We start from the raw sequence: 15,023 nt of genomic DNA on the forward strand, positions 1-15,023 counted from the left end.
CGAGGGCGCCCAGCAGTTTGTGCGCGCCGCGGGAGGCCCAGCCGGGGTCGTCCTCGTCGCGGACGACGATGGGCGCGTCGGACTCCACGCCGGTGTGCGTAGCCTGACGGCCGGGCGGTGAACGTGCCCCGGCCCTGCGTCCGGCCGCGCAGCCGAACAGCTCCGCCACCGGGACCGTCGCCGTCACCACCGCCGTGCCGCCGCGGACCTCCGAGCCCGCCACCCGGCCGCGGCGGGCGGCCAGGTCACCGAGCACCCCGCCGACCGCGTCGGCCGGGACCGTCACGACCACCTCGGCGACCGGTTCGAGCAACTGCATGGCGCAGGCCCGCAACGCTTCCCGCAGGCCGAGCCGTCCCGCCGTCCGGAACGCCAGGTCCGACGAGTCCTTCGGGTGCGTCGTGCCGTCGGTCAGCACCACCCGCAGGCCCGTCACCGGGTGCCCGCCCAGCGGTCCGTCGGCCAGCGCGTCCCGGCAGCCGGCCTCGACCGCGCGGACGTACTCGCGCGGTACCCGGCCGCCGACGACCGCCGAGGCGAACTCGAACCCCTCGGCGGCCGGCACGACGTCCAGGACCACGTGAGCGAACTGGCCCGCCCCGCCGTCCTGCTTGACGTGCCGGTACAGCAGCCCCGTCACCCCGCGGACCACGGTTTCGCGGTGCGCCACCGACGGCCGCCCGACCGCTGCCTCCAGCCCGCGGTCGCGACGCAGCTTCTCGACCGCCACCTCCAGGTGCAGCTCGCCCAGCCCGGACAGCAGCGTCTGCCCGGTCTCCGGGTCGGTCCGCACGACCAGCGACGGGTCCTCCTCCGCCAGCCGCGCCAACGCCGACGTCAGCCTCTCGCCGTCGCCCGCCCGGCGCGGCTCGATCGCCACCGAGACCACCGGGTCCGCCGTCGGCGGCGGCTCCAGCAGCACCGGGGCGTCCGGCGCGCAGAGCGTGGCGCCGACGCGCGCCGCCTTGGGCCCGGCCACCGCCACGATGTCGCCGGCCACCGCACTGTCCACTTGCGCGTGCCGGTCGGCCTGCACGCGCAGGACGCGCGCGATCCGCTCGGTGCGCCCCGCGTCCCGAACCTGGTCCCCCTTCCGCAGCGTTCCCGAGTACACCCGCAGGTACGTCAGCCGTCCCGTGGTCGTCGCGACGACCTTGAACACCAGCGCGGCCAGCGGCGCCGCCGGGTCGGCGGGCCGGTCACCGCGCACCGGCGGGACGTCCGCCGGTGACGGCAGGTAGGCGACGACGGCGTCGAGCAGCGGCTCGATCCCGAGGTCGCGGTAGGCCGCGCCGCACAGCACGACGAGCCCGTCGCCGCTGAGGGTCAGCTCCCGCAGGGCCTTGTCCAACGTCTCCGCCGAGATGGTCCCCGTGGCGCAGAACTCGTCCAGCGCCAAGGGGTGCAGCTCGGCGACGGCCTCCTCGAGCACCCGGCGACGTCGCCGGGCCTCGGCCGAGGCGTCCACCGGCAGGCGCACCAGGTCGACGACGCCGGTGAAGCCGTCCTCGCGCCCGATCGGCAGCTGCACCACCAGCGGCGCCGGGTGCAGCCGCGCCCGGATCGACGCGACGGCCGTGTCGAGGTCGGCGCCCGCGCGGTCCATCTTGTTGACGAAGGCGATCCGCGGCACGCCGTGGCGATCGGCTTGGCGCCACACGGTTTCGCTCTGCGGCTCGACGCCCGCGACGGCGTCGAACACGGCGATCGCGCCGTCCAGGACGCGCAGCGCCCGCTCGACCTCGGCGGTGAAGTCGACGTGGCCCGGCGTGTCGATGAGGGTGACCCGGTGGCCCCGCCACGCACAGGTGACGGCCGCGGAGAAGATCGTGATGCCGCGGTCGCGTTCCTGCGGGTCGAAGTCGGTGACGGTGGTGCCGTCGTGGACCTCGCCCGTTTTGTGGGTGGCTCCGGTCCGGTGCAGGATCCGTTCGGTGAGGGTGGTCTTGCCCGCGTCGACGTGGGCGAGGATGCCCAGGTTGCGGACGGTGGTCAGGTCGTGGGTGCGCACGGCGCGGTCCTTTGTGGACGATCCGGTCAGGGCAGCGCGATTCGCCGCGACGGAACGCGTCACGGAAGCGGTGTCAGCCGCGCGGCGGACACCGGAGCTGCGAAGACACGAGGATCACCTCGGACCGCGGACGGGAGACGACGGCGACGGGCACGGCCGGCTCCCTTCCTGCGACGCGATCTTGGACTGGCGCACAGCGTAACGGCGGTCTTCCTCGCCACCAACCGGATTTACGTCGAAGGCCTCCCCGGTTTCCCGGAGCGGCCTTCGACGTCGGGGTTCGCTCAGCTGGGGTCCTGGTCGAGCTGCGTGGCCTTCACCGCGTTGCCGACCTGGGTGCAGTCGTCGTCGGTGATGCCCGCGGTGCCCGCCTTGGCGAGCGCGGCGCACGACGAGTCGAGCGCCTCGCCGACGTCCTTGAAGGTCGCGCTCTGGGTGAGCGTGTTCTCGACGCCCCACCAGATCTGGACGGACTTCTCGAGGCCGAGGCCGCGCACGGTCTGGTTGTTGAACGTGTCGCCGTCGGTGATCAGGTAGTCGGCCTTGTTGACGACGCCGTCGTTGATGTGCTCGTCCGGGTTGTTCGTCTGCCAGCCCGGGCCGTTGACCATGTCCGGCTGCGGGGACAGCGACGAGCGCGGGTCCTTCATGTTCCGGATCGCGCCCAGCGACGAGCCGGCGCCGAGCAGCCAGCGGTTGTCGCCGGTGTCGTTGGGGTCGTTCGAGGTGATGCCGATGAACTTGCCGAAGACGTCCGACAGGCCTTCGTTGATCGAGTCGGCCTGGCCGCCGCTCAGCCCGGAGGTGTGCTGGGTGACGCCGTGGGTGAGCTCGTGGCCGGTGATGTCGTCGGTGGTGACGCCCTCGCCGAAGGCCATCTGCTCGCCGTCCCAGAAGGCGTTCGCGAACGGGCATTCGCCGTCGACGCAGATCCGGACCGTGCCGCGCAGCGCCTTGCCGGTGCCGTCGGAGTAGTCGGCGCCGATCAGGTTCGTGAGATCGGTGCCGACGTACTTCTGGTAGAAGTCCGAGGCCTGGCCGAAGAAGGTGTAGACGTTGTTGACGTCGGCGACGCTCGACTCGGCGCCGCCCTCCTTGCGGGTGACGTCGAAGGAGGTGCCGCAGCGGACCGACTCGGTGCTGCCGCTGACCACCTTGTGGTCGGCGTCGCAGACGTCGCGGTTGGCCTCGCGGACCTCGGACCACGACGTCAGGACGTCCGCGGTGCCGGCCTTGACGACCTCGGTCCACTTGTCCTTCAGCTTCTTGCCGTGCACGGTGACCTGGTAGGTCGGCACCGCGACGCCGTCGCCCTTCGCGCCGCCGAGAGTCGCGTCGTACCAATACGCGCGGGGCGCGTCGGCCTTCAGCGTGTTCGCGGGCAGGCCGGTGCGCTTCGCGACGTCCGCGATGGCGGCGTCCGAGGCGCCCGTGGCGCTCGCCGGGAACGCGCCCGTCGTCTTCTTCGTGGTGCGGCCGTGGGTCGCGAGGACCGCGTCGGCCTTGTCGCGGACCTGGATCAACTGGCCGCCGAACACCGGCACACCGCCGATCTCCTGCTGCGACCGCACGACGCTGCCGAACGGCATCGCGAGGGAATTCAGCGCGTGCATCGACGGCTGCGCGATGGTCGCGTAGGCCGGCGAGCCGGTCGTGGCCAGCGACACCGCGACAACGGCCGCGCTCACCGCCGCCGTCCCTGCGATGACCCGTTTGCGTGACACCCGGTACACCTCCGTGGAAACTTGATCACCTGACGTGAAGTCCGTGCAGGTTCACATGCCCCGAAGGTGTCGCACACCGGTCGAAAGTAGGTAACTCACCAAGTAGCGGTGATCAACCGGCGGTTAATCACCGACATTTCGGACGCCGGCATCGCGTGCGCGAAGAGGCATCACGCGTGTCCCGAGGGGCATCTCCCGTGATGGGAGGGGCATCGCGCGTGATGGGGCAGGCATCGCGCCGATGCCTCTGGAATCACGCGTGATACCCCGCTGATCACGCGTGATGCCCCTTTCCGCACAGTCGTCAGGAGGCCGGTGGGGCCACCACCCGGAGCTGGAGCATCGCCGCGAAGCGCGCCTCCGGGTCCGTCATGTCGAAGCCGCCGACCTCGGCGAGGCGGCGCAGGCGGTACCGGAACGTGTTGGGGTGCACGTGGACCGCGGCCGACGCGGCGATGACGTCGCCGAAGGCGTCGAGCCAGGCCCGCAACGTCTCGACCAGGTGGGCGTGGTGCTGCTCGTCGTAGTCCAGCAGGCGCGCGACCGGGCCGGTCGGGCGGTCGCCGCGGGCGGCGACCAGGTCCTGCAGCTCCAATAGCAGCGCCTCGACGTGCACGTCGGCCAGCGACGCCACCCGGCGCCCCGGGCCGCTGCCCGACCGCAGGACCCGCAACGCCCGGTCCGCGCTGTCGCGGGCTTCCGGCAACTCGGCCGCGCTGCGCGCCACCGGCCCGATCCCGACCACCGCCCGGACGCGATCACCCACCCGGTCCAGGAAGTCGTTCGCGATCCGCAGGGCGCGCCGCTCCCCGTCCGCGTCACGGGTCACCGGCACCAGCCCGTACGCGATGTCGCCCACGAGCGCCGCCGCGCAGCGCGGGTGGACCGCGCTCAGGTGCATCGCCAAGCCGTCGGCCAGGCGCTGGCGTTCGGTGGCGATCTCGGGGTCCTCCGCACCGTTCTCGAGCACCGCCAGCGCCAGGACGACGACCGGCTGGTCGGCCAGCCCCAGCCGGCTCAGCGCCTCCCGCGCGGCGGCCCCGCCTTCGAGCGCCGTGCTCACCAGGTCCGCGCGCAGCCGGCGTTCGACGTCGGCACCCGCCCGGACGCGCAGCAGGTGCAGCGCCACCAGGCGGGCCGCGTCGCAGAGGGCCTGCGTGCGATCGGGGGTCAGCGGCTCGCGCACCGCGGCCCAGATGGAGCCGAGGATTTCGTCGCCCGCCCGGACCGCGACGGCCACGCGGGGGATCTTGAAGCCGTCGGGGCTTTCCGGCGGCCGGTCGACGTACACCGGCCGGTCGCTGCGGTAGAGCTCGCGGAACACGCCGCGGTCGGCCAGCATCCGGGAGAACCGCTCGGGCACCTGGCGCCCCAGGATGGTCTCGACCCGCGACGGGTCGGCTTCGTCCTGGCGGCCCGAGAACGCGAGCACGCGCGAACGGCGGTCCTCGATGGTGACCGGGGCGTCGATGAGCGCCCCGATCGCGTTGGCCACGGCGAACAGGTCACCCGAGGGCAGCCCGGCCAGCATCTCGGGTTCGGCGTCGCCGACGTCGCCCTCGGCCAGCAGCGACCGCAGCATCGCGGCGAGCTGGGCCCACGACGCGCCGCGCGCCAGGCTCAGCAGCGCGACGCCGGTCTCCTCGACGGCGGCGGTGATCGCCGCGGTGACCGTGACGGGGGCGCGCACCACGAGGCCGGCGGCGTCGTGGCGGGCCAGGGTCCGCAGCTGGCGCACCACCTCGTCCGGTTCGGCGAGGCCGACGCCCAGCATCAGGGCGTGCTGGGGCAGGGCGGGTTCGTCGAGGGGGTCGTGGATGGCGACGCCACCGATGCCGCCGGGGCGGTCGCCGTCCCCGAGCACGAGGTCCAGGAGGGTGCCGCCCAGGTCGTCGAGGACACGGCCGAGGCTGGCGTGCGGGCGCAGGTTCACCGAAACGAGCACCTCCCGAAGCTAGGCGCGACATCACCAGCCTAGTTCGTCTCCGGCTACGAAATCAGCTTTGTATTCTGTTGTGGGCGACGAACTCCCCCCACCAGGGGATGATCAGGAAGGACGCGTCGCCGAGCCCGCGGAAGAACCCGCGCCGCGAACCGGTCGCGAACTGCGGCTCGTGTTCGTGCCCGCTGTGCCGGCGGGTCTCCCAGACGTAGAGCGGGACATCGGCGGGCACGTCCGGCTCCTCGCCGAGCTGCTCGGTGACGAGGACGACGCGGTCGTACCCGGCCGGGGCGGTGGGGGCTCCCAGGTCCGTCGAATGCCAGCGGATCAGGGCGTGCAGCGGCGACTCGTCGGGGTCGAGCGGGAACCGCCCGCCACCGAGGACGGCGAGGTCGGCGGCCTCGCACCGCTGGGCGAGGGCGAGCCCGAAGACGATCCGGGTGTCGCTGCGCGGTTCGACGAGGACGAGGGTGCGCCCGCGCAGCCGCGGGACGGCGCCGAGGCTGTGCCGGGCCCCGGCGGCCAGCGCGGGTTCCCACCGCCGGCTGTCCACCGCGCCCCAGGCCAAGGCGAACCGCAGCGGCCCCAGCCCGGACGCGCGGACTTCGGCGGGATCGGCGATCCGCGCGGCGACGGCCATGGCGGTCTCGAACCCGATCCCGGCGGCGTCGAACCGGCGCAGGTGGGCGAGCAGCGCGGAGAGGGGCAGGTGCGGGATGAGCGGTTCGAGGCGGGCGAGGCCGCCCGGCTGGGCCAGCAGGTCGACGATGGGGAGGGCCGCTAGGACTGTTTCGGCGTGCGGCGAAGTTCCGGCGTGCCGCAACTGGGCAAGGAACTGCCCGGACGGCGGGTTGCCGGTGCCCGACCGGACTCCGGCGATGGCGTGCATCGGCCCGGCCGGCACCGCACGCTCGGCGGACAGCACCGAAAGCCCCGCACTGGCGCCCCGCAGATCTTCCGGCGCGCGCAGCTGCGAAACCGGCGAGACCGGCGACCCGGCCCAGCTCCGCACCAACGGCAACGTCGCCGGGACCGTCCGCACCCTCCCGAACCGCCGGGCCAGCGCGTACCGGAACAAATCGCCCTGCGCCCGATCGCGAGCCCGCGGGTGCACCAGCCTGATCACCTCACCGAACCGCGCCGGCCGCGGTGTCCCGATCCCGCCGTGCCGGGGCAGGTCACCGCGCACGAAGCCCAGCTCGAAGTGGTGACCACCGTCGTCGTACGCCAGGAGCGCCGGCTCGTCGTACAGGCGGGTCACCGCGTCGGCCACCCCGCGTTTCACCGGCTTCGGCAGCGATGGCCCGTACGCCGCCGCCCAGTAGGCCAGCAGGTGTCCCGGGTCGTCGGCGCGGCGCAGCACCGACGCGATCACCTGCCGCGACACCCCGTGCTCGCCCCGCTCCAGCCGCCCGGCCACGAACGCCGCCGCGCCGACCAGGGCGGGGTAGCGCATCGGGGTCGCGAAGCGCAGCCAGCGCAGGAAACCCTGCGCCCACAACGGATCCGCCGCCCGCAGCAGCGACACGTAGCGCTCCCGGGCCGGCTGTGGCCAGGCGAAGAAGGCGTCCTGGTACGCCGCCCTGGCCAGCACCAGCCGGTACAGCTCTTCGATGACCGCCCCTCCCCCACGTCAGGCCCGCGAGCGAGGAGAACCGAGACCCGGATCGGCTCCGGGCTGGTCGTCGGCGGAGGGTGAGGGGTACTCGCGGCACCCCTCCACACGCTCCGGATCGCGACCCACAGCCACGCACCGGAACTCCTCGCTCGCGGACCCCGCGAGCCTAGCGGCGGGGTCCGACAGAAAAGCGCCTAGATCAATTTGGCCGCCACGTTGTAGGCCTCCACCTGCAGCCGGGCGTTCGGCACGCGCCGCCGTGGCTCGACGCGGACCGTGCGGCTCTCCCCCGGCAGCAGCCAGAAGTAGTTGTCGCCGTAGCGGGTCGGCAGGACGCGGTCGGTGCCGTTGCGCTCCCGCAGCGACAGCCGGATCATCGCCGCGACCGTCTTGCCGTCGTTGCGGATCGTCGCCGTGTACGCGTCACCATCCGCCTTCAACGACGACGTCAGCCGCGCGCCCGGGAGCTGGTTGAGCGCCCGCATGGCCGTGTCGCTGCGGTAACGCCAGTACGTGTTCTCCGACAGCACCGCGCCGCGCGCGTCGGTCAGGGTCAGCCGCAGCAGGTGCAGGTCCGGGTGCGCGGCGTCGAACGGCACCGTGAACGCCGTCGCGCCCATGTTCGCGGCGACGTCCAGCCTCTGCTGCGCGGGAGCACCGAGCGAGGCACCGTCCAAAGAGAACAGCCGTGCGGTGACCGTCACCCCGCTCAGCGCGGCCGGTGTGTGGTTGACGACCCGGACCTGCCACGTCGTCAGGTCGGCCTGCACGTGCTGGGCCTCGCAGCCCTTGCGCGCGCCGTAGTAGCTGCCGTTGACGTCGAGGTCGTAGTCGTAGGTCTGCCAGACCGTGCTGTGCCACGCGGGGTGCGACATCCACAGCAGCACGCCGGTGGCGTCGGCCCACAGCCTCGTGTTCCAGGCCTCGAAGATCGCGCGCATGCTCTCGTAGTTGACGAACTGCGCCTTGCGGCTGAACTCGGCCAGGCTCGTCGACGGCGCGAGCCGCGCGTCGATCGCCGCGAGGTAGCTCTGCGGCGACTGGTTGCCGTTCGTGGACCAGTCGTGCAGGAACCACGGCGCGCCGATCGGCCAGCCCGGGTCGTCCTGGCCGACGAGGTTGCGCATGCTCTCCACGACCGACACGGTCGGCAGCCCGATCTCGCTCCAGAACCCGTACTTGCCGCCGGTCGCCTCGCCCGTGAAGTACCGCTTCGGGTCCTGCCAGTAGTAGGGCCCGTCGCCGGTGATCACGCCGCCCGCCGAGTTGCCCTGGTAGAGCAGGTCGGTGTTGTCGTGGACGATGTCGCGCAGCGCGTTGTCGATCACCGGCGGCGGCGTGCCTTCGTTGCAGCCGAACCAGACCGTCGCGCACGCGTGGTGGCGGTAGCGCAGCACCGTGTCCTTCGCCTGCGCGAGGAAGATGTCGTGGTTGGCCGGGTCGGTCGACCAGCCGTCCCAGAACTCGTTCCACAGCAGGATGCCGTACTTGTCGCAGGCGTCGAACAGCTCCTGCCGATAGGACGAGCCCACCCAGTTGCGGATCAGGGTGAAGTTCATGTCGCGGTGCATCGCGACGACGGCGTCGGTCCGCTCCTCCGGCATCCGGCGCAGCAGCTCGTCCCAGCCCCAGCTGCCGCCGCGGGCGAACACCTTGACGCCGTTGACGAGGAAGGTCAGCGGCTTCGGGCTGTTGTCCACCGACGCGGCGTCGGTCCAGGTGTCGCCGTCCTGCGACACCTGGATCTTGAAGGTCGCCGCGTAGGCGGTCTCCCAGGTCAGGACGACGCGGTCGAACGCCGTCGCGGCGCCGAGGTCGACCTGCAGCCACTGGTTGTCGTCGTAGGCCGACGTCCAGCGGGTGTTCGGGTCGCCGTCGAAGGCCCGCTCGGGCGGGTTGCCGTCGGCCACCGACAACGAAGTCGCGGTCTTGCCCCGCGCCAGGTCCGTGTCCGGCGCCAAGCTGGCGACCACGGACATCGTCCAGAGCGAGAAGCCCCAGCCCGTGGCGCGCTTGAGGCCCTGCATCCGGACGAACCGGGCGGTTTGCGGCGCGAGGTCGACGGACTGCGTGGCCCGGCCGTCGGCGATGACGATCGGCAGGTCGTACTGGTAGCCGATCTGGCGCAGGCCGATCTTCGTCGTCCGCCGGTCACTGGTGGACGCGCCGATCGCGGCGATGAGTGTCAGGTCGTAGAGGTTCGGGTCGCCGTAGCCGTTGGGCCACCACAGCTTCGGGTTCTTGACCTGCTGGGCGGGGAACGCGACGTCGGTGGTCTGCCCGGCCGGGACGGTGACCGTGCTGGCGACGTTCACCGGGCCGAAGGCGGCGGTGACCTTGACGCGCTGGGCCGTCGGAGCTGCATTGCGCACCGGCACGGTGAGCGTCACGACGGCGGTGCCGGCGTCGGGCACCTTCGTGTCGACACGGACGTCACCGAGGACGGCGGCGCCGGTCGAGCGCAGGCGCACGTGGTCCCAGATGCCGGACGCGCGGTCGCGGACCGCGGGCATCCAGTCCCAGCCCGACACCGCGAGGTAGGTCGGCGAATTGTCGAACATCGTGCTGCCGGCGTCGACCCAGGAGCTGCCGTTCGCACCCTTGTCGCTGGGACTGCCCGGCCGCGGCATCGGCGAGATCTTCACGGCGAGGGCCTGGTCCCCGGTGCGGCGCAGGGCGGCGGTGACGTCGTAGGCGCCGCGGCCGAACGGGTTGCTCTGGGTGCCGATTTCGGCGCCGTTGAGCCAGATCTGCGCTTCGTGGTTGACGCCGTCGAACTCGAGCCAGACGTGCCGGCCCGCCGACGTGTCGAGGCCGCGCGGGAGCGAGAAGCGGCGGCGGTACCACCAGGCGTGGCGCGACAGCGCTTCCGGGACGTGCAGGGTGTTCATCCCCGACACCGGGTCGGGCAGCTGGCCCTGCTCGACCAGCGAGGCCAGGACCGTGCCCGGAACGGTCGCCGGGAGCCAACCGCGGGTGTCCACAGTGGAACCGGACAGCGCCTTGCCGTCGCCGGTGGGCGCCCAGTCGTCCATGGTGAGGACCCAGCCGGACTCGAGCGGGACGGTCCCGTCGGGCGCGACGGCGAGCGCGGGCGGGTCGTCGTGCGGGCGGACCGGGAAGCTGGTCCATCCGTGCACCGCCGGGCGGTTCCGGGGGCCGGTCCCGAAGACCTGGAAGCCGTTGAGGCCCAGCGGGTTGGTCGTCGAGCGGCTCGACGCGGTGAACCGGACCCAGCGCGCGGTGACGGCCGGCAGCGGGATCGTCACGACGCCGCCGGTGCCGGCGTCGGTGTGGTGGACGGTGCGCCAGGCCCGGCCGTCGCCCGAGACGTCGAGGTCGAACGCCGTCGCGTAGCTGGACTGGATCTCGAAACCGCTGGTGTGACTGCGGGACGCCGCGCCGTCGAAGGCCGGGTCGCCGGGCCGCGCCTCGAAGGTCAGCACGACCGAGTCGATCCGGCACGACCCCTGGAGGTCGACGACGATCCACTGGCCGTCGCCCGGGGTGGCACGCCAGCCGGAGCCCTTCACACCGACCTGGGCGAGGCCGTCGACGGCGAACTCGCCCGGCGTGGCGGCGTAGTCGGTCGAGGACACCTGCACCGGCCGGAACAGGGCCAGGTCGGTCTTCTCCGCCCGGCCGTCGGCGACGGCGGGCGCCGCGGACGCGACCCCGGGCAGGACGGCCGCGAGACCGAAGCCGGCCAGCAGCCCGGTCCCGGCGGCCAGGACGTGCCGCCGCGACACGGCGGCCACCTCCGCGGGCTCGACATCCGGGACGGTGCCGTACTCCTCCGCCATGCGAACTCCGATCTGAAAGCGGCGGCCGGACCTGGCGGGGTGGCGCCGTGAAGAGGGGGTGACAACGTTGCCAGGAAGCTTCCGCCGCGCGCGCCGGAAGCGTCAAGAAGACAAGGCAGACAAGAATTCGGAAAACATGACATCGATGTCGGCGAGCGGTTCGGCGTGCCCCGCTGAGCGGTGCCCATTACGGTTGCAACGGCTGCGCAACGAACCGCTCCGGAGGTCCGATGGTCCAGGTCGAACGCACTGTCACCGTGCGCACGCCGGTCGCGCGCGTCGCGGCGTACCTCGCGGACTTCGCGCACACCGAGGAGTGGGACCCGGGCACGGTGTCGTGCACCCGCACGGACTCCGGCCCGATCGCGGTGGGCGCCGAGTGGCACAACGTGTCGGAGTTCCGCGGCCGCCGGACGGAGCTGGACTACCACCTGACCCGTCGCGACACCGGCCGCGTGACGTTCGTGGGCGAGAACAAGACGGCGACCTCGACGGACGACTTCGGCCTGTCGGCGGGCCCGGACGGCACGACGGTCCGCTACCGCGCGACGATCGTGTTCCACGGGTGGGCGAAGCTGGCGAGCCCGCTGGTGAAGCGCGAGTTCGAGCGGCTCGGGGACGCGGTGGTGCCGGAGTTGAAGCGGGCCCTCGAGGAGCTGGACTGAGCGGACGCGAGCACCCCGTCGAGCGCGGGTCCGACGGACCTACGCCTCGGCGTGCTCGACGGCCAGCTCCACCGCCGACGCCAGGTCGTTCACCCGGGCGAAGCCGCGGTCGCCCAGGTGCTGCCAGCCCGGCCCGGCCGTGCCCACCGCGCGGCCGAGGTCGCGCACGCGGGCGGCGAGCAGGTCGTCGGCCGTCGGGGCAGCCAGGGACCACAGCAGCACCAGTACCGGGTCGAGGCGCGCCGCCAGGTCGGCGACCGTCTCGGCCGGGACGAGCTGGCCGAGGTAGGCGACCGGGATCCCGGCCTCGGCCAGGGTCGCGCGGAGGGCCTCCATCGGCAGGGAGTGCCGCTCGTTCGGGCAGCAGGCCAGCAGCACCGGCCGGCCCGGGACGGCCGCCGGGAAGCCGCGGCTGAACCGCTCGTACGCCAGCGAGATTTCGGACGTCAGGGCCCATTCCGACGCGAAGCAGACGTCGCCGCGCTGCCAGCGGTCACCCAGGCCGCGCAGGACCGGGGCCAGGACGTCGGTCCAGGCGGCGGCCGGGCCGAGCGTGCCGAGGGTTTCGTCGAGCAACCCCGCGACCGACGCCGAGCGCAGCTCCTCGGCGGCGTCCTCGAGCTCGCGCACCCGGCGGGCCGCGGGCACTTCCGGCGAGCCGGCCGGTGAGGCCCCGAAGGCCGTAGCGGCGGCTTCGCGGACGGGCATCCCCCGCGCGACCAGCCGTTGCATGTGCTGCAGCCGCCGGACGTCGGCGTCGGAGTAGCGGCGGTGGCGCCCGGTGGCCGCGGCCGACGGGCCGATCCCGTACCGCGCGCTCCAGCTGCGCAGCGTCACCGGCGAGACGCCGAGCAGCTCGGCGACCTTGCCCGGCGCCCAAGCACCCGTCTCGACGTTCTTCGGTTCCACCGTTCCCCTTCGCCTCGCTCGTCGCAGCTTAGCGACGGCCAGGCCGCCTGACCGGCGGGGACACGGTGGTCCGGACCGCCGCCGGCGATCAGCGGGGGTGGCGACGGCCGGCGGAACGCGGCGAGCGCCGCCGTCACGCGACGAAGCCGAACCGGGGAACGGGCGCTGCGCAACCGAAACACCCGGCGGCGCGCCACGGGGGACGCGGCGGCGGGGCGTCGGCCTGCCGCGTCCCCCTCGGCGCCGCCCGGCGCCGGGGATCCGGCCCGCGTCGACCGGATCCGGACGGCCGCGGGGTGTGGCAACCCGCCACGGCCGGCCCAGTCGTGGGCGGTAGGGGCGCTGCTCCCCAAGCTATACCCGGGCGCAACGCTTGCGCATCGCTATCCCTCGGATGCCGCAGCGATCCACCCCACCTGGTCGAGTGGACCCGGGTCGCGGCGCGGTCCGGGCGACTCCGACGACCACCGCCACCACCCGCCGGACACCGGCCTGGACCTCGGTCCGCTCCTCGGGCTCGGCGCCCTGCTCCTGACCGGCCGCAGCGCGCCGGCCCTGGTCACGACCCGCCGACCGGTCCGCCCGTCCACAGTGGAGCCACGCTGCGAGCCCGGCCGGGCCATGCCACCATCGGGTGAACCCCGGCGGGGACGGCGGCCGTGACCCGGGTGTAGCACCCCGGTAATGCGCCGTCGCTACGGTGCCGGGCCATGGCAGTCGGACAGCGGGCGGTGGTTCCGCGAGGTGGGCGAATGCTTGCGGAGACGGACGCGGAACGGACGACCGCGGACCACACGAACACGACGCACCGGTGGCTGCCGGTCTTCGGGGCGGTGCTGGGCGCCGCCGTCTTCCTCGTGGTGCGCGGCAGCCTGACCGACGACGGCTACATCACCCTCGCCTACGCGAAGAACCTCGCCGTGCACGGCGAGTGGGGCCTGATCCCGGGCTCGCCGGCGAACTCCGCGACCTCCCCGCTGAACGTCCTGCTCCTCGCCGCGCTGACCCTGGTGACGCGGATCTCCGGCGGCCCGCACCCGGTCATCGCGCTCGGCGTCCTCACGGTGCTGTGCGGCGGCGCGCTCGGCTGGGCGTGGCAGCGCCTGGGCCGCGCGCTGGCCCTGCCGCTCGCCGCCGGGGTCCTCGGCGTCACGCTCGTGCTGCTCAACCCGTTCGTGCTGTCCGCGATCGGCCTGGAAGTCCTGTTGATCCCGGCCGTGCTGCTGGTGCTCACGGTCTTCGCGCTCGAAGGCCGGCCGCTGCTGTTCGGCGTGACCGCCGGCCTCACGATCCTCACCCGGCTGGACCTCGTGGTCTTCGTCGTGGTGATCGCGGTGAGCGCGCCCGCGATCCGCCGCCGGCTGCTGCCCGCCGCCGGGTGGGCGGTGCTGACGGCGGCGCCGTGGTTCGTCGTCAGCTGGGTCGCCTTCGGGTCGTTCGTGCCGGACACGCTGGTGATCAAGCAGACGCAGGCCGGGCTGTTCGCGCCGTGGACCTACAGCACCGGGCCGGTCATGTACTACGTCGGCTGGCCGGTCACCGTGCTCGTGTCGTTCCTCCCGGCGCTGCTCGGCGTCGTCGCGCTGGCCGGGTGGGCCGCCGCGCGGTTCGGGGTCCGGTGGCCGGAGTTCCCCGCGCTCGGCCCCCTCGCCGCGCTGGCCGGCGGCGGGATCCTCTACTACGTCGCGTATTCGTTCCTCGGGGTCGGGCCGTTCCACTGGTACTACGTGGCCCCGATGACCGCGACGAGCGCTTTCGCCGTCGCCGCGTTCGGCGCCTGGTCCGCGCAGGCCCGCGAACGCCCGGCGCTGCGCGGCGCGCCCCCGGCCCTCGCGCTCGGCCTCACCGGCGTCCTGGTGCTGGCCGGTGCCGCTGTCGACGCCGCGCAGGGCCTGCCGTGGAAGTCGCCGGTGATCTTCGGGAACTGGGCCAGCTCCACCGACTACGCCCGCGTCGGGACGGAACTCGGCGCCCGCCTCGCCGGGGCCAGCGTCGCCAGTCCCGGCGAGATCGGCACCCTGGCCTACTACTGCGAGTGCGCGATCCTCGACGAGTTCTCCGACCGCGGCCAGGCCGTCTCGCTCGTCGAGCAGCGGATCGCCAAGGCGAACCCGCTGATGAGCCTCGCGCTGCGGATCAACTACCACTGGCTGGACACCTCGGTCGCGCCGCGCAAGCCGGACTACCGGCTGCGGTACGCCCCGGGCCCGGCGACCGGACCGGACAGCTGGCAGGTCCGGTCCGCGGCCAAGGGCGTCGGCCACTTCACCCTCACCCGCGAGCCGTGATCTTCGCGCTCATCTGAGCAGTGACCGAAAACTCCGAAGATTCCCCTGGACGCCAGACTGCGC

General features: G+C 73.2%; 7 protein-coding genes and 1 pseudogene. 2 read left to right on the forward strand and 6 right to left on the reverse strand.

All coding sequences use genetic code 11. The annotated features are described in order from the left end of the window. Positions 1-95: 95 nt before the first annotated feature. The 5 genes and pseudogenes from fusA to AB0M59_RS16915 all read right to left on the reverse strand — a co-directional run. A pseudogene (gene fusA, locus AB0M59_RS16895) lies at positions 96-2,011 on the reverse strand (elongation factor G); the annotation flags it as partial. A 284-nt stretch (positions 2,012-2,295) separates the two neighbouring features. After that, the gene (locus AB0M59_RS16900) at positions 2,296-3,735 is read right to left on the reverse strand and encodes a M4 family metallopeptidase (RefSeq protein ID WP_364615500.1); all 1,440 of its coding nucleotides are present in this window, start codon (positions 3,733-3,735) and stop codon (positions 2,296-2,298) included. Positions 3,736-4,039: 304 nt separating this feature from the next. Continuing rightward, on the reverse strand, positions 4,040-5,680 hold the full coding sequence (locus AB0M59_RS16905; protein ID WP_364615503.1) for a helix-turn-helix domain-containing protein: 1,641 nt from the start codon (positions 5,678-5,680) through the stop codon (positions 4,040-4,042). Between the two features lie 52 nt (positions 5,681-5,732). Then, on the reverse strand, positions 5,733-7,271 hold the full coding sequence (locus AB0M59_RS16910) for a hypothetical protein (protein WP_364615506.1): 1,539 nt from the start codon (positions 7,269-7,271) through the stop codon (positions 5,733-5,735). A 218-nt stretch (positions 7,272-7,489) separates the two neighbouring features. After that, positions 7,490-11,098, reverse strand: a complete 3,609-nt coding sequence (locus AB0M59_RS16915) for a discoidin domain-containing protein (RefSeq protein WP_364615509.1) — start codon at positions 11,096-11,098, stop codon at positions 7,490-7,492. 230 nt (positions 11,099-11,328) lie between these two features. On the opposite strand from AB0M59_RS16915, the gene AB0M59_RS16920 reads away from it, so the two are divergent. Further along, positions 11,329-11,763: an SRPBCC family protein gene (locus AB0M59_RS16920; RefSeq protein ID WP_364615512.1), complete on the forward strand. Its 435-nt coding sequence runs from the start codon at positions 11,329-11,331 to the stop codon at positions 11,761-11,763. A 39-nt stretch (positions 11,764-11,802) separates the two neighbouring features. Here AB0M59_RS16920 and AB0M59_RS16925 read toward each other — a convergent pair whose 3' ends face one another. Next, entirely contained in the window at positions 11,803-12,672 is an 870-nt protein-coding gene (locus tag AB0M59_RS16925; RefSeq protein ID WP_364615515.1) for a MerR family transcriptional regulator, read from the reverse strand. A gap of 752 nt (positions 12,673-13,424) precedes the next feature. Between AB0M59_RS16925 and AB0M59_RS16930 the strand changes: the two genes are divergently transcribed. Beyond that, entirely contained in the window at positions 13,425-14,960 is a 1,536-nt protein-coding gene (locus AB0M59_RS16930) for a hypothetical protein (protein WP_364615518.1), read from the forward strand. Positions 14,961-15,023: the final 63 nt, after the last annotated feature.

It is taken from the genome of Amycolatopsis sp. NPDC051371 (assembly GCF_040682155.1).
Classification (GTDB): domain Bacteria; phylum Actinomycetota; class Actinomycetes; order Mycobacteriales; family Pseudonocardiaceae; genus Amycolatopsis.

Excerpts from the sequence above, each read along its gene's own strand:
- AB0M59_RS16915 (WP_364615509.1), bottom strand. The coding sequence starts at position 11,098 with ATGGCGGAGGAGTACGGCACCGTCCCGGATGTCGAGCCCGCGGAGGTG.
- AB0M59_RS16920 (WP_364615512.1), top strand. The coding sequence starts at position 11,329 with ATGGTCCAGGTCGAACGCACTGTCACCGTGCGCACGCCGGTCGCGCGC.
- AB0M59_RS16930 (WP_364615518.1), top strand. The coding sequence starts at position 13,425 with ATGCTTGCGGAGACGGACGCGGAACGGACGACCGCGGACCACACGAAC.